The organism is Microbispora sp. ATCC PTA-5024, assembly GCF_000511135.2.
Lineage (GTDB): Bacteria > Actinomycetota > Actinomycetes > Streptosporangiales > Streptosporangiaceae > Microbispora > Microbispora corallina.
The window spans coordinates 1,011,349-1,028,420 of sequence record NZ_KI866523.1; the positions used below are offsets into that span (position 1 = coordinate 1,011,349).

Below are 17,072 nucleotides of genomic sequence, written 5' to 3' on the forward strand. Positions count from 1 at the left end.
GGCGGCGCCGCACCGGCGCCTGCGCGGATCGCCGCCGGCCCTCGTCGCGGGCCGCCGGACTCTCCGGGAACGCGTCATCACCCCTCCTCAGGGACGCGGGGGGTGGTTGCGGAACAGGAAAGCCGCCCGTGATGACCCGTCACAGGCGGCGGACGAGACGGCCGTACGGCCGCCCCTCAATACCTTTCCTCCTCCGGGACCAGCGGAAACGCGCGTCCACGACAAATAGGCCGCCTCGGCCTGGATCAGGCCGGGCGGCGGAGGGAGAACAGAGGCGGCGGCCCTTCGCGGGCGCCGGAGAGATATCAGCCGATCTGCAACGAGGACCAGGACAGCAGGCCGAGCAGGCGCCGCAGCGACGGCTGCACGTTGCGCAGGCGCACCGGGAGGCCGAGCGGGTCGTCGGCGAGCATGGCCAGGGTCCGCAGGCCGTAGAGATCGACGAACTTGAGCTCGGCGACGTCCACGATCACGGCGCCGGCGCGGCTGCCGGAGAGTGCGGATGCGACGGCGTCGCCGTTGGTGAGGTCGAGCTGGCCCGCCAGGGAGATCGAACCGTCGTCGGACGACCTGACGCTGATCTGCTGGTCGACGTAGAGCACGTCGTGAGGAGTGGATTCGAACGACGAGATGATGGTCATCACGTGAAGCGCCGCCTTCCTGTAGAGGGGCGGACACCTTCGAGCATCCTCGTCGCTGACTCGCCGTGTCAACCGGAGGGGACGGCGCCGGCCCCCCTCCCACGGGGCCGGCGCGTCCTCCGTACGGGCTCCCGTCAGGGGATACGCGCGCGGGCGCGGGAGGAGGAGAGGGTGACGCATCTCACGTTAGAACCGCGCCGGACCGCGGTCGTTCGGTCAGTGGGAGACGTACAGGACCTTCCAGGTGCCGGCGTAGAGGCAGTTGAGGGACGGCTTCGACGTGGCCTCGGAGCAGACCTTGAGCTCGACCTCGTACGTGTTGGGGTAGGTGAAGGAGAACGACTTCGGCTTCGTGGCGTTGCAGGTGCGGTAGGCCTTGTGGATGAAGGGCAGGTTGCCGTCGGCCTTGCGGTAGGTCACCCGGAACACGGCCCAGCCGCAGGAGGAGCCCTTGGTCCGGTCGTACACCTTGCCCGTGACGTGGGCCGTGCCCACGGCGGGGATGGTGCCGCTGAGCCCGGTGACGGCGATGGTGCCCGAGGCCTTGGCGGCCTTGCCGGGCGCGTAGGCGGGGCCCCACGACTTGGGGGCGGCGGACGCGGCGGCAGGGGAGCCCGCGGACGCCTGGGCCGCGGCGGGCGCGATCGTGACGAGGGCGGCGGCGACGGCGATTCCGGCGAGGACACGGGCGGTGGTCATCGGGAGGTCCCTTCTTGCGCTGGCGAAGACGGGACGAGTGTCGGCCGCCCGGCTTTCAACCCGCTTGACGTCGCCTGAACCCGGCGCCTGAGCACGCGGCAGGCGGCGGGGTCAGGGCTTGCGGGCCACCCCGCCGACGAACGTGTGGTAGGTGATGCCCTGCTCCACGGGCTCGTCCGGGTCGGCCCGCCACGCGGCGACGGGTACGAGGCCGGGCTCGAGAAGCTCGAAGTCGCCGAAGTACGCCAGGATCTCCTCGCGCGTGCGCCACCGCCCGGTGCCGAGGTGCTCGTTGAACAGCTTCTCGGCCGAGTACGCCTGCGCGGACACCTCGGGAAGCTCCTCGCCCGGGTTGTGGAAGTGCGACAGGGCCAGGTAGCTCCCGTCCGGAAGGGCCGCCCGCAGGCGGGCCGCGATCCCGCCCGGCTCCTCGTGGTCGTTCAGGTGGTGGAGGATCGCGAAGAGCAGCAACGCCACCGGCTGGTCGAAGTCGATGAGAGCCCGGAGGTCCGGGTGGGAGAGCAGTTCCTCCGGCCGGCGGAGGTCCGCCTGGATGACGGTGGTGCTGCCGTTGCGCGCCAGCAGGGCCCGTCCGTGGGCGAGCACGATCGGGTCGTTGTCGACGTAGACGACCCGCGCGTCCGGTGCGGCCGCCTGGGCGATCTCGTGCACGTTGCCCTGGGTGGGCAGGCCCGACCCGATGTCGAGGAACTGACGGATGCCCGCTTCGGTGGCGAGGTAGTGGACCGCCCGCTTCAGGAAGCCCCGGTTCGCCCGGCCCGCGGCCGGCGCGTCAGGGGCGATCGTGAGGGTGAGCTCGCCGACCTGGCGATCGATCGCGAAGTTGTCCTTGCCCCCCAGAAAGTAGTCGTACACCCGGGAGATGCTCGGCTTGGTGGGGTCGATACGCGTGGGCAGTTCCGTCTCCGGTCGCGCCCGGCCGTCGTCCACGTTCCGATCCTCGTCGGCCATGGTCCCGTCCCTCGCCTCGTCCGACTCCGTCGTGATCACGATAAAGCGAGAAGTGTCGCCAGTGAAGGCACAATGCGGCGAATGTCGGCGTGCGGGCGGATCTGAGGGCCAGACGGGAGACGCCCAGGCCGCCGGGCGTCCGTGCGCCGACGGGGTCGGACGACGAGGTTTGCGCGCCTGATGGGCTCAGACGGAGACGCCGACGCCACCCCGCGTCTGCGCGCCGAACCGCTCCTGCTCTTTGGCCAGGTCGAGCGGCCTGATCCGGGCGCGCCCGGCGATGATCTCCTCGGTCAGCAGGTCGGCGGGCACGAGCCAGGACACCTCGAACTCGATGCCGTCGGGGTCCTTGGCGTACAGCGCCTTGGTCGTGGAGTGGTCGGAGGCGCCCACCAACGCGCCCGTCTCCGACAGCTTCTCGGCGATCCGCTGCAGCTCGGCCAGCGTGTCGACCTCCCAGGCGAGGTGGTAGAGGCCGACGGTTGAGCGTCCGGCCTCCGACGGTCCCGCCTGGCCGCCGATCTGGAAGAGCCCGAGGTCGTGGTCGTTGGACGAGCCCGCCGCCTGGAGGAAGGCGGCGCCCGGGAACGCGTTGACGACGCGGAAGCCCAGGGCCTCCTGGTAGAAGGCGACGCTCCGCTCGACGTCGCGGACGTACAGGACCGCGTGGTTGAGCCGCTGGATCGGCATGGCCCCTCCCATTACTTGAACTCTCAAGTGATTCTACATGACGGCGGTTTTCCGGAAACTGTCGGTGCCGGGTCGTACTGTGGCCGGCGGACCGAGTCGGGCAGGGGGAGGCGCGATGACGATCGACAGGGCCACGCGGGCGCACGAGGACAACCAGACGCTGTTCCGGGCCGTGCACGAGGTGGCCGTGCGCCACCGAGGGCAGCCGTTCCACCAGGTCGTCGCGGCGCTGACCAGGACCTTGCCGCGCGAGCCCCACCTGGACGCCGAGGAGGTCCGGCGCATCGCGGAGGAGATCAGCCTCGGCCGCGACCCCTCCGGCCTCTGACGGCGGGGCCGCCGCGCTCAGGTGTGCAGCAGGGCGGCGGGGTCGGCGATGACCTGCTCGATCACCTGACCGGCCGCGCCGAGCGCGGCGGCCTCGGTGCCGAGGCGGGAGACGACCACGGGTGGCACGGTGTCGCGCATCTGCCCGAGCCGGGCGGTGAGCGTGGTCGCCACCACGTCGCCGATCCAGGGGAACAGCGGCGCGTAGATTCCGCCGAGGACGATCGCGTCCGGGTCGACCAGGTTGACGGCCGAGCAGAGGGCGACGCCGAGCGCCCACCCGGCGCGCTCGCACGCCGCGAGGGCCCGCTCGTCCCCGGCCTCCAGCCGGGACAGCACCCACGGAATGCCCCGGCCCGCCGACTCCCGCGCCGCCTGCGCGGAACGCGCCGTGTCGGGGTCCGCACCGGCGGGCTGAAAGGCGTCGGTACGGGCGGTGTCGGGACGGGCGGCCTCAGGCTGGGCGGTGTCGGGCTGGGAGGCATCGGGCTGGGAGGCGTCGGGACGGGCGGTGTCGTGGCGCGCGCCGTTGGGGTGCCCGGTGCCGAGGCGCGCGGCGTGGAGCTGGGAGGCGTCGGGATGCGCGCTGTCGGGATGCGCGCCGTCGGGACGGGCGGCGTTGAGGAGGGCGTCCTGCCCGGCGTACTGCTCCAGGCAGCCTCGTCCCCCGCAGCGGCAGAGCGGGCCGTCGGGGGCGACCACCACGTGGCCGAGCTCGCCCGCGAAGCCGTGGGCGCCCCGGAAGAGCCGCCCCCGCACGACGAGGCCGGCGCCGATGCCGATCTCACCGGACACGTGGAGGAAGTCCGGCAGGCCCGACCCGAACCACAGCTCGCCCAGCGCCGCCAGGTTGGCCTCGTTCTCCACCCGCACTGGGAACGGCAACCGGAGCAGGGACGACAGCGGCACGTCACGCCAGCCGAGGTTCGGCGCGTTGTGGACGGTCCCGCTCGCCAGATCCACCGGGCCGGGCACGGCGAGCACGCCGCCGACCACCCGAAGGCCGCTGTCCACAGCCTCGTCCACAGCCTGCATCGTGAGATCCCGGAGTCGCGCGATCACATCCACAGGCTGTGCGCTCCGGTTGTCCACAGCCTGTGTACGGCGCAGCCGCACCGTCCGGGCGAGGTCGACGACCTGGACCGACAGGTAGTCGACGTTGATCTCCAGGCCGACGGCCGCCACCTGTGAGCCGCTGATCCTCACCTCGACGCCCGGCCGGCCGCGCTCGCCGTCCCGGACCGCGCCGGCCTCCACGACGAGCCCGGCCTCGATCAGGTCGGCCACGAGCTTCGAGACGGTCGTCTTCGTCAGGCCGGTGATCTCGGCCAGCGCGGCGCGGGTGAGCGACCGGCGGGCGCTGACCTCGCCGAGCACGAGCGCGAGGTTGCGCGCCCGCATCGCGTCGTGCCGTACGGCCTGCGTCATCACACCATCCATCGTCGGGCGTTGAGAACACGGACACGCCCTCTTGACCTGCGGGGCGTGACGAACCATATTTAGTCCACAACATAGACTAATTCGGAGGCGACTCATGTACACCCCCACTCCCGAGGACCGTTTCACGTTCGGGCTGTGGACGGTCGGCTGGCAGGCGCGCGACCCGTTCGGCGACGCGACGCGCGCGCCGCTCGACCCGGTCGAGTCCGTCCACCGCCTGGCCGAGCTCGGCGCGTACGGTGTGACCTTCCACGACGACGACCTCCTCGCCGTCGAGCAGGACCGGGCCAGGGCGATCGAGAACTTCAAGAAGGCGCTCGCCGAGACCGGCCTGAAGGTGCCGATGGCGACGACGAACCTGTTCACCCACCCGGTCTTCAAGGACGGCGGGTTCACCAGCAACGACCGCGACGTGCGCCGCTACGCGCTGCGCAAGGTCATTCGCAACATCGACCTCGCCGCCGAGCTGGGCGCGACGACGTACGTGTGCTGGGGCGGCCGCGAGGGCGCCGAGTCGGACGCGGCCAAGGACGTCCGCGTCGCCCTCGACAGGTACAAGGAGGGCTTCGACCTCCTGTGCCAGTACGTGATCGACAAGGGTTACAACATCCGGTTCGCCGTCGAGCCCAAGCCGAACGAGCCGCGGGGCGACATCCTGCTGCCGACGATCGGCCACGCCCTGGCGTTCATCAACTCGCTGGAGCACCCGGAGATGGTGGGCCTCAACCCCGAGGTCGGCCACGAGCAGATGGCCGGGATGAACTTCGTGCACGGCATCGCGCAGGCGCTGTGGCAGGGCAAGCTGTTCCACATCGACCTCAACGGTCAGCACGGCCCGAAGTACGACCAGGACCTCGTCTTCGGCCACGGCGACGTGAAGAGCGCGTTCTTCCTGGTCGACCTGCTGGAGAACGGCGGCTACGACGGCCCCCGCCACTTCGACTACAAGCCGCTGCGCACCGACGACGCCGACGACGTCTGGGTCTCCGCGGCCGCGAACATGCGGACCTATCTCATCCTCAAGGAGAAGTCCAAGGCGTACCGGGCCGACCCGGAGGTCCAGGAGGCGCTGGCGGCCAGCCGGGTGCCGGAGCTCGCGCAGACCACCCTCGGCGAGGGCGAGACCTACGACGACCTGCTCGCCGAGTCGTTCGACGTGGACGCGGCGGCCGAGCGCGGCTTCCACTTCACCCGGCTGAACCAGCTCGCCCTGGAGCACCTGCTCGGCGTGCGCGGCTGACCCGGACCGGAGGACGAACGTGACGCTCGTCGCGGGGGTCGACTCCTCGACCCAGAGCTGCAAGGTGGTGATCAGGGACGCCGAGACCGGCGCCCTGGTCCGGGAGGGCCGCGCCCGTCACCCCGACGGCACCGAGGTCCACCCCTCGCACTGGTGGGACGCCCTCCAGAGCGCGATCGCGCAGGCCGGGGGGCTCGACGACGTGGCCGCCCTCAGCGTCGCGGGGCAGCAGCACGGCATGGTCTGCCTCGACGAGGCCGGCGAGGTCGTCCGGCCCGCGCTGCTGTGGAACGACACCCGGTCGGCGCAGGCGGCGGCGGACCTCGTGGCCGAGCTCGGCGGCCCGGAGAAGTGGGCGGAGGCCGTCGGCAGCGTGCCGGTGGCCTCGTTCACCGTGACCAAGCTCCGCTGGCTCGCCCGGCACGAGCCGGACGCGGCCGCCCGCACCCGTGCCGTGTGCCTCCCGCACGACTGGCTGACCTGGCGGCTCGCCGGCCGGCCCGAGGTGATCACCACGGACCGCGGGGACGCCTCCGGCACGGGCTACTGGTCGCCGGCCACCGGGGCGTACCGGACCGACCTGCTGGACCTCGCCTTCGGCGCGGTGCCGGACGTGCCGAGGGTGCTCGGCCCGGCCGAGCAGGCGGGCGCCGCCGGGCACGTGCGGCTGGCCCCCGGCACCGGCGACAACATGGCGGCGGCGCTCGGGGTCGGCATGCGCCCCGGCGACGTCGTCGTCTCGATCGGCACGTCGGGGACGGCCTTCGCCGTCGCGGAGGCGCCGTCCGCCGACCCGACCGGCAACGTCGCGGGGTTCGCCGACGCGACCGGCCGGTTCCTCCCGCTCGCCTGCACGCTGAACGCGGCGCGGGTTCTGGAGGCGGCGGCCCGGATGCTCGGCGTCGACCAGGACCGGTTCAGCGACCTCGCGTTGGAGGGGCCCGCGGGCGCCGACGGCCTGGTGCTCGTGCCGTACCTGGAGGGCGAGCGCACCCCGAACAAGCCCGGCGCGACCGGCGCCGTGCAGGGGCTGCGGCTGTCCACCGCCACCCCGGCGCACCTCGCCAGGGCGGCCGTCGAGGGCATGCTCTGCGGGCTCGCCGACGCGCTCGACACCCTGGGCCTGACCCCCGAGCGGGTTCTGCTCATCGGCGGCGGGGCCCGGTCGGAGGCGGTCCGGCGGATCGCGCCGACCGTCTTCGGTAGGCCGGTGCTCGTGCCCACCCCGGGGGAGTACGTGGCCGACGGGGCGGCGCGCCAGGCGGCCTGGCTGCTGTCGGGCGGCGCCGAGCCCCCGCACTGGGCGTCGGGGGAGGCGGCCCGCTACGAGGCCGACCCGGTCCCGGGCCTGCGCGACCGGTACCGCGAGGCCGCCGCGCTGCAGTGAGCCGCCGGCCTGCCGTGAGGCCGTGACCTGAGGACGTCGTGCCCCTGCCCGCGCCACCCGCGCGCCGGGCAGGGGCACGACGGCGATGCGGCGTTGGGCCCACGGCGACCGTGGCGGGGAACGCCGAGGGGTGGTGCGCCCACCGGCAGGAGGACAAGTGGGGCGGGTCCCAGGGCCGGGGCGGGGGAATGCCCCACCCTGAGCCGACCCTGACGGGACATCGGGGGGAACTACGCGTTGTCCCGGATGTCTGGGTGGCGTTCTTCGGGGGATCCTCAAGACATGGTCAAGAGGCTCTATCCCGTCGCCGCCTGCGCGGGCATCCTGCTCGCGGTGGTCACCGTCGTCGCGACGCAGGTCGGCGGGGCCCCCTCGCCGGACCCGGTCTCGACCACCATCAGCGAGTACGCCGCCCGCGACGGCGGCAGCGCGATCGAGACGGCGATGGCCGTCCTCGGCCTGGCGTCGCTGGCCCTGCTCGCGGGCATGCGGTCGGTGGGCGCGCCCATCGAGGGGTGGCCGGCGCGGCTGCTCGGCGTGTGGAGCGCCTCCCTGCTCGGGGCGGCGGTCGTCCCCTCGACCACCGCCGACCTCGGCACGACCTGGCAGACCGAGGTCCACCTGGCCCTGTCCGTCGTGGCCTTCGTCAGCGTCCCGGTGGCCGCGACCCTGATGGTCCCCCGCCTCGCCGCCGACGAGCGGTGGCGGCCGGTCGCCCGGCCCGTCGAGTGGCTGGCGCTCGCGTCGGGGCTCGGCCTGGCCGCGATCACGTACGTCGCGCTGCCCGGCCAGGGCGTCATGATCGGCCTGGTGGAGCGCCTGCTCCTCACCGCCGAGGTGGCCGTGCTCGGAGTCCTCGCCGTACGGCTGCTGAGCCTGACCTGGGCGCCGGTCCTCCGGGAGCGGCTGGTCGAATGGCGCGAACGGCGGAATTTCGTAACGTATCGTTAACTTTCGGCATAAGTCACATCACGCGGTGCTACTGTCCTCCGGTCGGTCGGGGGCGGGCGTACCGATGAGGTGGCATGCGATCGCACAGGTCCATCCGGTTCCGGATCTCGACGCTCCTCGTGATCCCGCTGGTCTCGCTCGTCGCGCTGTGGGTGTTCGCCGCGGCCGTCACGACGGGCCAGTCGGCCGGGCTGTTGAAGGTGAGCACACTCTACGAGGACATCGGCGACCCCGGTGACCGGCTCGACTCGGCGCTGGAGCGCGAGCACCTGCTGTCGGCCGAGTATTTGGCGACCGGGTCGTCCGAGGTCAGGGCGAGGCTCGAGGAGCAGCGCCGGGTGTCCGACACCGAGCGGGAGCGGTTCCGCTCGCTGTCCGGGTCGGCGTCGGCGCAGGACGCCATGACCCCCGCCATCAGGGCCCGGTACGACGACGTGATGGCGGCCGTGAACGGCCTCGACGAGACCCGGGCCGACGTGGACGACGGCAGCGTCGACCTGGTGGCGCTGGGCCAGCGGTTCGCGTGGCTGCCCGGCGCGCTCCAGCAGCTCATCCACGCGATGACGCTCAGCGACGACGTGCCGCTCTACCAGCAGTCGCGCAGCCTGACGATGGTCGGGTACGCGAAGGACCACCTCACCCGGGAGGCCGCGCTGGCCGCCGGGGTGCTGGCCGCCGGGCGGCCGTTCACCCACGCGGAGCGCCTGGCGTTCGTCCAGCTGGCCACCACCCGGCAGTTCCTGTTCGACCAGGGCATGGCCGAACTCGAGCCCGCGCTGCGGCAGCCGTTCGAGCAGCTGCTCGTCTCCGCGCCGTACCGGCGGTTCCAGACGATCGAGTCGTGGATCGTGAACGGCAAGGAGGGACCCGGGGTCACCCACGACCTGTGGCGGCAGGTGTCCGACACGCTCACCGACGAGTACCAGGCGGCGGTGACCCGGGGAGGCGTGGCGCTGGCGTCCCGGTCCGAGCCGGCGGCGGTCGCCACGTTCGTCCGGGCGGGGGTGGCGGGCCTGCTGGGCCTGCTCGCGTTCGGCGCCTCGCTGTTCGTGTCGCTGCGCACCGGCCGCGCCCTGACCCGCGAGCTCTCCGCGCTGCGCACGGCCGCGCGCGACCTCGCCCAGGTCCGCCTGCCCCAGGTGGTCGAGCGGCTCGGGCGCGGCGAGAAGGTCGACGTGGCGGCCGAGGCGCCGCCCATCGGCGTACGGGCCTCGACGGCCGAGGTGGGCGAGCTGGCCGCGGCGTTCGGAGCGGTCCAGCGCACCGCGGTCGAGGCGGCCGTCGACCAGGCACGCATCCGCGACGGCGCCGGCCAGGCCCTGCGCAACCTGGCGCGGCGCAGCCAGGGGCTCCTCCAGCGGCAGCTCCGGCTGCTCGACGGCATGCAGCGCACCACGGAGGACCCGGCGGCGCTGGAGAATCTGTTCAAGCTCGACCACCTGACCACGCGCATGCGCCGGCACGCCGAGGGCCTCATCGTGCTGTCGGGCGGCTCGGCCGGGAGGACGCGGCGGCAGCCGGTGCCGGTCGCGGAGACCCTGCAGGGCGCGGTCGCCGAGGTCGAGGACTACACACGGGTGCGGATCCTCCCGATGCCTCCGGCGGCCGTCTCGGGCGCCGCCGTGGCGGACGTGGTCCACCTGTTCGCCGAGCTGATCGAGAACGCCACGGCCTACTCGCCGCCGCACACCGAGGTGACGGTCCGCGGCGAGGGCGTGGCCCGCGGCTTCGCCGTCGAGGTCGAGGACCGGGGGCTCGGCATCCCACCGGAGGAGCGGGAGAGGGTCAACCGCAGGCTCGCCGGGCCGCCCGAGCTCGACCTGGCCGACACCGACAGGCTCGGGCTGGTCGTCGTCGCCCGCCTCGCGGCGCGCCACGGCGTCCGGGTCGAGCTGTGCTCCTCGCCGTTCGGGGGGACCACGGCCGTCGTGCTGCTTCCCTCGAACCTGCTCGCGGCGCCCGCCGGCGAGCCCGGACGGCTCCCGCTGGGGGCGGACGCGTGAGCGGCCGGGACGACGAGGAGTGGGTCGACGACCTGCCGGTGGTCCGGTCGTACGCGCTGACGAGGGGCCGGGCCCGGCCGACGTCGGCGGCGGCCCTGGACCTGACGGCGCTGGTCGGAGCCACGGGACGGGAGATCGCCTACGACGGCCGCCTGGGCATCGAGCACCGGCGGCTGCTCGACCTGCTGCCGGGGCCGCGGACGCTGGCCGACCTCGCCTCCGACGCGCGGCTGCCGCTAGGCGTGGTCCGGGTGCTGCTCGGCGACCTGATCGACCACGGCGTCGCCGCGGTGCGCCCGGCGGCGCGACGCTCGCCGATGGAGGACCTCCTGCGCGAGGTCATCACCGGCCTGCGCGCCCTGTGACCGCTGCCCCGACGTGAACGGCCGCCCCGCTCCCGTGGTCGTACGGGCGAGGGGCGGCCGACGGGGCTCCCTACCGCTGGGCGGCCGTGAGCATCTTGAGGGCGTGCTCGACGAGCGTGACGAGCACGACCTTGGCGGAGGCCCGCCGGCGCACGTCGCAGAGCAGGACCGGCACGTCGGGGTCGAGGTCGAGCGCGATCCGCACGTCGTCGGGCTCGTGCCGCTCCGCGCCGTCGAAGCAGTTCACCGCGACGATGAACGGCGTGCCGCGCTGCTCGAAGTAGTCGATGGACGGGAAGCAGTCGGTGAGCCTGCGGGTGTCGGCCAGCACCACGGCTCCCAGCGCGCCGTACGACAGCTCGTCCCACATGAACCAGAAGCGCTCCTGCCCGGGCGTGCCGAACAGGTAGACCACGAGTCCTTCGCGGATCGTGATACGGCCGAAGTCCATGGCGACCGTGGTGGTCGTCTTCCCTTCGACGCCGTCGGTGTCGTCCACGCCGACGCCCCGGTCGGACAGGACCTCCTCCGTGCGCAGAGGCCGAATCTCGCTGATCGCCCCGACCAGCGTGGTCTTGCCGACGCCGAAGCCGCCGGCCACGAGGATCTTGAGGGCGACCGGCTCCTCAGAGGGCGCGAAGGCCATTGATCACTTCCTTGAGAATGCGCTCGCTTGGCAGCGGCGCCACCTTGCCAGGAGCACGTACGGCGACGAGTCCCAGGTCGAGCAGATCCCCGAGCAGGACGCGGACCACCCCGAGCGGCAGGTCCACCTCCGAGGCGATGTCCGCCACCGACGCGCCGTGACGCGTGATCTCCAGAATCCGCCGCTGCTCGGGACCGAGGCCGGCTCCGACGGCCGGTGACGCGCCGGTGGCGGTCACCATGGCGATCAGGTCCAGCTTCTCCCCCGACGAGCGGGTCCGGCCGCCCGTCAGGGCGAAGGGCCGGACGACCGGGCCGGCCTCCTCGTCCATCCACTGGGGTCCCGTCATCTGGCCCCCCGCGTCACGGCGAGATCCGTCGCGGACTCGTCGAGATGTGCTGGCCGACGCGCTTGACCAGCATGGCCATCTCGTAGGCGATGTGGCCGACGTCGGCGTCGGACGCGGCCAGCACGGCGAGGCAGGTGCCCTGGCCCGCCGCCGTCACGAACAGGAAGGCCGCCTCCATCTCGACGATCGTCTGCCTGACCTCACCGCCGCCGAAGTGCCGTCCGGCGCCCCTGGCCAGGCTCTGGAAGCCGGCCGCGACGGCGGACAGGTGCTCCGCGTCCTCCCGGCTCAGCCCTTGCGAGGCGCCGACGACGAGGCCGTCCGTGGAGAGGATCACCGCCTGGCGGACGGCGGCGACCCTGCTGATGAGATCGTCGAGCAGCCAGTTCAGTTCGCCGGTCGTCGTCGCTTTGCCGGTCATTCCTCACCCTTCTCGCCGTGCCTGGTCTGTACGTGGTCGCCGGTCGCGCCGCCGGGCGGCTGCTCGGAGTCCTCGCGGCCCCGCAGCGCCCCGCGCTGGAAGGCGGAGAACATCGCCCGCGCCTCCTCGGGCGAGCGCTCCTCGGGTGCCGGTGGCGGCACGGGGGCCTGCAGCGGCTGATCGCGCAGCTGCGGCGCCATGCTCGCCTGGCGGACCCGGCGGGGCAGGCCGGCGTGCATGCCCCTGGGGGCCGACACGCGGGGCCGGGGGACGCCGCCCCGCTCGGGCGCCTCGAACGGCCCGTCGCCGGCGGGCTCCGCCGGGATCGGCCGCAGGCGCGGGACGTCCCGGGCGGGGGATACGCGCTGGGTGGCCTCGGCCGGTTCCCCAACCGCCGGCTCGCTTTCGAGGTCGTCGCGGATCGCCGAGGGCACCGCCTCGGTCCGGAGGGCGGCGGGGGTGAAGAACGGCGACGACTCGGGGCCGTCCCCGTCGTCGTCCGCGCGGTCCGGCGCGGGCGCCTCGTCCGCCGCTCTGTTCCGCCCGAGGTCCGCAGACCCGTTCGGCGAGCCGGCGTACGCCACGGGACCGGCCTCGGCGGCCTCGGCGTCCACCGGGCCCGCGTACGCGTCCGTGTGCCGGGGACCCACGGGCCCGCGGTCGGTGAAGAGCGAGCCGTTGAGCACGGGCGCGTCTCCCTGCCGCGCCGCGCCCCACGCGGCCGCCGTGCCGGCGGGATCGTCCTCGCCGGCGGCCAGGGCGGGCTTGGCGTGCGCGCCGGTGCGGACGGCCGAGCCGTTGATCGCGGCGGGGGAGCCGTCCCCGGCCATGAGGGCCCGGGGGACGAGCACGATGGCCGTCGTCCCGCCGTACGGCGAGCTGCGCAGGACCACCCGGATCTCGTACCGGGAGGCGAGCTGGCTGACGACGAACAGGCCGAGCCGGTCGCTGTCGGCCAGGTCGAACTCGGGCGGGTCGGCCAGCCGGGCGTTGACCTCGGCGTACTCCTCGGGGCTCAGCCCGAGCCCCCGGTCCTCGATCTCCAGGACGATGCCGTTGGCCACGACCTCGCCGCGCACCTGCACCTTCGTCTGCGGCGGGGAGAAGATGGTGGCGTTCTCCAGCAGCTCGGCCACGAGGTGCACGATGTCCGCGACCGCGGTCCCGCTGATCGACGTGTCGGGCATCGGCATCATCGTGATGCGGGTGTAGTCCTCGACCTCGGAGATCGCGGCGCGGACCACGTCGATGAGCGGCACCGGCTTGCGCCACGACCGGCCGGGGTTGGCGCCGGAGAGGATGATCAGGCCCTCGGCGTGACGGCGCATGCGGGTGGTCAGGTGGTCGAGCCGGAAGAGGTCCTCCAGGCTCTCCGGGTCGTCCGCGCGGCGCTGCATGGAGTCGAGCAGCGTGAGCTGACGGTGAAGCAGGCTCTGCTTGCGGCGGGCGAGGTTGAGGAAGACCTGGTTGACGCCCCTGCGGAGGTTGGCCTGGCCGACCGCGGCCTCGACCGCGGTCCGCTGCACCGAGCTGAACGCGTGGGCGACGTCCTCGATCTCGTTCGAGCCGCCCGCCTGGATCGGCGGCGCCTCGGCCTCGACGTCGACCTCCTCGCCCCTGCTGAGCTTGTCGACGACCTGCGGGAGCCGCACGTCCGCGAGGTCGAGCGCGGCGTCGCGCAGCCCGGCGAGGTCGCGGGCGAGGCGGCGGCCGAACCGGACCGAGAAGACGATCGTGATGATGATCACGACGAGCCCGAGCCCGCCGGCGACGCCGATGCGGGCCATGATGCCGCCGGCCACCGAGGTCGCGTTCGCGGTGAGGGCGTCGGAGGCCTTGACCCGGGCCGCGTCGAGCCGCATCCCGAGGCTGTCGACCGTGGACGCCCACTTGTCGCTGTCCTGCGGGAGCGGGCCGCCGGCGCGCACCTGGTTCACGATCCGGTCCTCGAGCCCCGCGAACCGGTCGAACAGCGGCGAGGTCAGCACCTGCTCGTACGGCTCGCGCATCGCGCCCGTCAGCACCGGCCGGTTCTTGGCGTACAGGAACCGGCGGGTGGAGACCCACTCGCTGAACGCGTTCTGCTCGTCCTGCGACATCCGGCCGCTGGCGAGCGCGCCCCTGACCAGGGCGTCCTCGCGGGCGATCATCTCGTACGCGTTGCCCATGCCCTGCATGGCGGAGGCCTGCTGGAAGATGGCCAGGTCGGGGACGGACACGAGCCGCTCGTACAGGGCGAACATGTCGTCCATCAGGCCGTCGTAGGCCGTGATCGCCTGCAGCCGGCTCGACTTGCCGAGCGTCACGCCCTCGCGGATGGAGGGCAGGCGGTCGACCGAGGCGATCATGGTGTCGAGCGGGACCCGCAGGTCGTCGCCGGCCGCCTCGCGGGTGGCGTCGTCGGTCGCGGCCCTCTTGAACTTCTCGGCCGCCGCGCTGGTCTTCGCCTGCTGGTCGGTGAGGGCGGCGGACCCGGTCTGGCCGGTGCTGAGCACGCCGACCGTGAGCGCGCGCTCCGCCTGGATCTGCAGGCCGAGGTCGGTGGAGGTGACGCCGATGGTGTCGTAAAGCGTCTTCGAGTGGAGAAGGACGAGTCCGTCACCCACCGTTAATTTAAGGACAAACCCCCACATAGCGCTCAACATGAGCAGTGGTAGGAGCAGCAACAAGAAGATCTTGAACCGAATCGACCGGTTTCTCGAACCCATGGCCACTCCTGCAGTGCTGGAGGCTCGCGCCGCATTTATGGGGAAATGCACCTCCGGAAGATCGCACAGAAGGCTAGCACCGATACAGTTCTGGCGCAGTGGAGGATCTGATGATTACTGTGATCACCGGGGCGAGTGCCGGAATCGGTGCAGCGTCCGCCCTTGATCTCGCCCGGCAGGGGCACCAACTTGTGCTCGTGGGGCGGAACCCGGAGAAGCTCGGCGTGGTCACGCGGCGTGTCGAGGCGATCACGGGAACGCCCCCGGACACGTTCACGGCGGACTTCGCGTCCCTCGACGAGGTCCGCGGGCTCGCCGCCGGGCTCCTCGACCGGTACGAGCGGATCGACGTCCTGGTGAACAACGCGGGCGTGATGAGCCCCGACCGCCGCACGACCGGGGACGGCCACGAACTGATGATCCAGGTGAACCACCTGGCGCCGTTCCTGCTGACGAACCTGCTGGCCGAGCGGCTGAAGGAGTCCTCGGCCCGGATCGTCACCACCTCCTCGCGGGCCGCGCGCACCGGCCGCCTCGACCCCTCCGACCTCGACCGCGAGCGCCGGCGCTGGAGCGGCTGGCTGCAGTACGGCGACTCCAAGCAGGCGAACGCGCTGTTCACGGTCTCCCTGGCCGAGCGCGGGTTCGCGGCCACCTGCCTCCATCCGGGCGTGCTGCGGACCGAGTTCGCCGCCGGGACCTTCTTCATGAAGCTCGTCATGCTCGTGCCGGGCATGGGCGAGGCGCCCGAGGTCGGCGGGGCGAGGATCGCGCATCTCGCCGCCCATCCCGACGGCGTCACCCACGCCGGCCGGTTCTTCGCCAGGAACAGGCCGGCGGAGGTGCCGGAGCGGATGCGCGACCCCGCGCTCGCCGCGGCCCTGTGGGACGCCAGCCTCGCGGCCACCGGCCTTCCGGCGGCCGCCTGAGGGCCGCCCGCCCCGCTCGCTCAGGGGGCCGGGCGCGGTTGGCAGGGGTCTCAGAGGACTCCCAGCAACTGTTCCGGGAATGTTCGTCCGGCGTTGGAGCCGAGGGCACCGGGCGGTGACTAAGGTCCGGCTCCGTGACCGCGACCGTTCCCGCCCCCGCCCTCCCGTCCGGTACGGCTGCCGCCCGCGACCCCCTGCTGGACAACGCCAAGTACCTCGCCATCCTTCTGGTGGTCTCCGGCCACCTGATCGAGGACCTCCGGGACGTGCCCGCGGCGCACGCGCTCTACTTCTTCGTCTATTTGTTCCATATGCCGCTGTTTATTGTTATCAGCGGCTATTTGTCCCGTAATTTCACGTTTTCGGCTGGTAAGGCGAGGAAGCTCATCACCGGCCTGGCGGTGCCGTACGTGATCTTCGAGGTCGCCTACTCCCTGCCCCGCTACTTCCTGTACGGCAAGCTGGAGATCAGCCTCCTCGACCCGTACTACCTGACGTGGTTCCTGATGTCGCTCTTCCTGTGGCGGCTGTCCACGCCTGTGTGGCAGCAACTGCGCTGGCCGCTGACGGTCGCCGTGGGCCTGTCGCTGCTGTCCGGGACGAGCGCGCTGCCCGACGAGCTGTCGATGAACCGCACGTTCGGCCTGCTGCCGTTCTACGTGCTCGGGCTGATGCTGCGTCCCGAGCACCTCGACCTGCTGCGCCGCGGATGGGCGCGGATCACGGGCGCCGTGATCCTGGCCGGTGGTCTCGTCGTGGCGTTCCTCGTCCACTACGACGTGCCGACCGAGTGGATCCGCTGGCGGCACGCCAACCACCAGATCGGGGTCGACGACGTGACCGGCACGCTGATCCGGCTGGCCATGCTGACGGTGGGCGCCCTCCTCGTGGCCGCGTTCCTGGCGATCACGCCGAGCCGCCGGACCTGGTTCAGCGGCCTCGGGGCCGCCACGATGTACGCCTACCTCCTGCACGGCTTCGCCGTGAAGGTGGCCGAGCGCTTCCACTCCTCGCTCGTGAACCCCGTGGGCGTGGCCGCCATGATCGTCTTCGGGGTCGTGCTGGCCACCGTGCTGTGCACGCCGCCGGTCCGCAGGCTGTTCAAGTGGGCGGTCGAACCCGACATCTCGTGGGCCTTCACCAGGCTCCGCCGGCCGGGGGGCCGTCCCGGGGACCGGGGAAGCGGACGGGCCGACGGTCAGGAGACGCCCCACTCGCCGCGGCACGCCGTCAGGGCCTGACACCGCCCGGGAAACGGCGTACGCGGGGAAGGGAATAACCGGAACGTTTCCCAAACACCGTCC

General features: G+C 72.6%; 17 protein-coding genes. 8 read left to right on the forward strand and 9 right to left on the reverse strand.

Translation table 11 applies throughout. The features are described from left to right. Positions 1–305: 305 nt before the first annotated feature. The 4 genes from MPTA5024_RS17290 to MPTA5024_RS17305 all read right to left on the reverse strand — a co-directional run bounded on the left by MPTA5024_RS17290 (position 306) and on the right by MPTA5024_RS17305 (position 3,002). Positions 306–641 (reverse strand): STAS domain-containing protein, encoded by a 336-nt coding sequence (locus MPTA5024_RS17290; protein ID WP_036325109.1) that lies wholly within the window; start codon positions 639–641, stop codon positions 306–308. 216 nt (positions 642–857) lie between these two features. Further along, positions 858–1,340, reverse strand: a complete 483-nt coding sequence (locus MPTA5024_RS17295; RefSeq protein WP_036325110.1) for a hypothetical protein — start codon at positions 1,338–1,340, stop codon at positions 858–860. 111 nt (positions 1,341–1,451) lie between these two features. Further along, a complete protein-coding gene (locus MPTA5024_RS17300; RefSeq protein WP_084369866.1) occupies positions 1,452–2,312 on the reverse strand; it encodes an SAM-dependent methyltransferase in 861 nt (286 codons plus the stop codon). 186 nt (positions 2,313–2,498) lie between these two features. Next, positions 2,499–3,002 carry a VOC family protein gene (locus MPTA5024_RS17305; RefSeq protein WP_036326549.1) on the reverse strand — a complete coding sequence of 168 codons (504 nt, stop codon included), beginning with the start codon at positions 3,000–3,002 and terminating at the stop codon, positions 2,499–2,501. A gap of 115 nt (positions 3,003–3,117) precedes the next feature. Between MPTA5024_RS17305 and MPTA5024_RS17310 the strand changes: the two genes are divergently transcribed. Further along, a complete protein-coding gene (locus tag MPTA5024_RS17310; protein WP_036325111.1) occupies positions 3,118–3,330 on the forward strand; it encodes a hypothetical protein in 213 nt (70 codons plus the stop codon). 17 nt (positions 3,331–3,347) lie between these two features. Here MPTA5024_RS17310 and MPTA5024_RS44285 read toward each other — a convergent pair whose 3' ends face one another. Then, on the reverse strand, positions 3,348–4,757 hold the full coding sequence (locus tag MPTA5024_RS44285) for an ROK family transcriptional regulator (RefSeq protein ID WP_269750588.1): 1,410 nt from the start codon (positions 4,755–4,757) through the stop codon (positions 3,348–3,350). Between the two features lie 106 nt (positions 4,758–4,863). Here MPTA5024_RS44285 and xylA point away from each other — a divergent pair, with 106 nt between their 5' ends. From xylA to MPTA5024_RS17340, 5 genes are all read left to right on the forward strand, one after another. Next, on the forward strand, positions 4,864–6,009 hold the full coding sequence (xylA, locus tag MPTA5024_RS17320; protein ID WP_036325112.1) for a xylose isomerase: 1,146 nt from the start codon (positions 4,864–4,866) through the stop codon (positions 6,007–6,009). A gap of 19 nt (positions 6,010–6,028) precedes the next feature. Next, complete coding sequence (xylB, locus tag MPTA5024_RS17325; protein ID WP_036325113.1) at positions 6,029–7,396, forward strand: xylulokinase; 1,368 nt, start codon at positions 6,029–6,031, stop codon at positions 7,394–7,396. Between the two features lie 282 nt (positions 7,397–7,678). Then, entirely contained in the window at positions 7,679–8,347 is a 669-nt protein-coding gene (locus MPTA5024_RS17330) for a DUF998 domain-containing protein (protein WP_063794703.1), read from the forward strand. A gap of 74 nt (positions 8,348–8,421) precedes the next feature. Next, positions 8,422–10,350, forward strand: a complete 1,929-nt coding sequence (locus MPTA5024_RS17335; RefSeq protein ID WP_036325114.1) for a sensor histidine kinase — start codon at positions 8,422–8,424, stop codon at positions 10,348–10,350. After that, on the forward strand, positions 10,347–10,715 hold the full coding sequence (locus MPTA5024_RS17340) for a DUF742 domain-containing protein (RefSeq protein ID WP_036325115.1): 369 nt from the start codon (positions 10,347–10,349) through the stop codon (positions 10,713–10,715). The genes MPTA5024_RS17335 and MPTA5024_RS17340 overlap by 4 nt, the downstream gene beginning before the upstream one ends. A gap of 70 nt (positions 10,716–10,785) precedes the next feature. Here MPTA5024_RS17340 and MPTA5024_RS17345 read toward each other — a convergent pair whose 3' ends face one another. Genes MPTA5024_RS17345 through MPTA5024_RS17360 form a run of 4 tightly spaced genes read right to left on the reverse strand, consistent with a single transcriptional unit; the run spans position 10,786 to position 14,737 of the window. Beyond that, positions 10,786–11,361, reverse strand: coding sequence for a GTP-binding protein (locus tag MPTA5024_RS17345; RefSeq protein WP_036325116.1), 576 nt, complete (start codon positions 11,359–11,361; stop codon positions 10,786–10,788). Next, the gene (locus MPTA5024_RS17350) at positions 11,342–11,710 is read right to left on the reverse strand and encodes a DUF742 domain-containing protein (protein ID WP_036325117.1); all 369 of its coding nucleotides are present in this window, start codon (positions 11,708–11,710) and stop codon (positions 11,342–11,344) included. Before MPTA5024_RS17350 ends, MPTA5024_RS17345 begins: the two co-directional genes overlap by 20 nt. Positions 11,711–11,723: 13 nt before the next feature. Then, complete coding sequence (locus MPTA5024_RS17355) at positions 11,724–12,131, reverse strand: roadblock/LC7 domain-containing protein (protein WP_036325118.1); 408 nt, start codon at positions 12,129–12,131, stop codon at positions 11,724–11,726. Continuing rightward, entirely contained in the window at positions 12,128–14,737 is a 2,610-nt protein-coding gene (locus tag MPTA5024_RS17360; protein WP_051458281.1) for a sensor histidine kinase, read from the reverse strand. Before MPTA5024_RS17360 ends, MPTA5024_RS17355 begins: the two co-directional genes overlap by 4 nt. Before the next feature lie 212 nt (positions 14,738–14,949). On the opposite strand from MPTA5024_RS17360, the gene MPTA5024_RS17365 reads away from it, so the two are divergent. Then, positions 14,950–15,768, forward strand: a complete 819-nt coding sequence (locus MPTA5024_RS17365) for an SDR family NAD(P)-dependent oxidoreductase (RefSeq protein WP_036325119.1) — start codon at positions 14,950–14,952, stop codon at positions 15,766–15,768. A 134-nt stretch (positions 15,769–15,902) separates the two neighbouring features. After that, a complete protein-coding gene (locus tag MPTA5024_RS17370) occupies positions 15,903–17,009 on the forward strand; it encodes an acyltransferase family protein (RefSeq protein ID WP_084369755.1) in 1,107 nt (368 codons plus the stop codon). Positions 17,010–17,072: the final 63 nt, after the last annotated feature.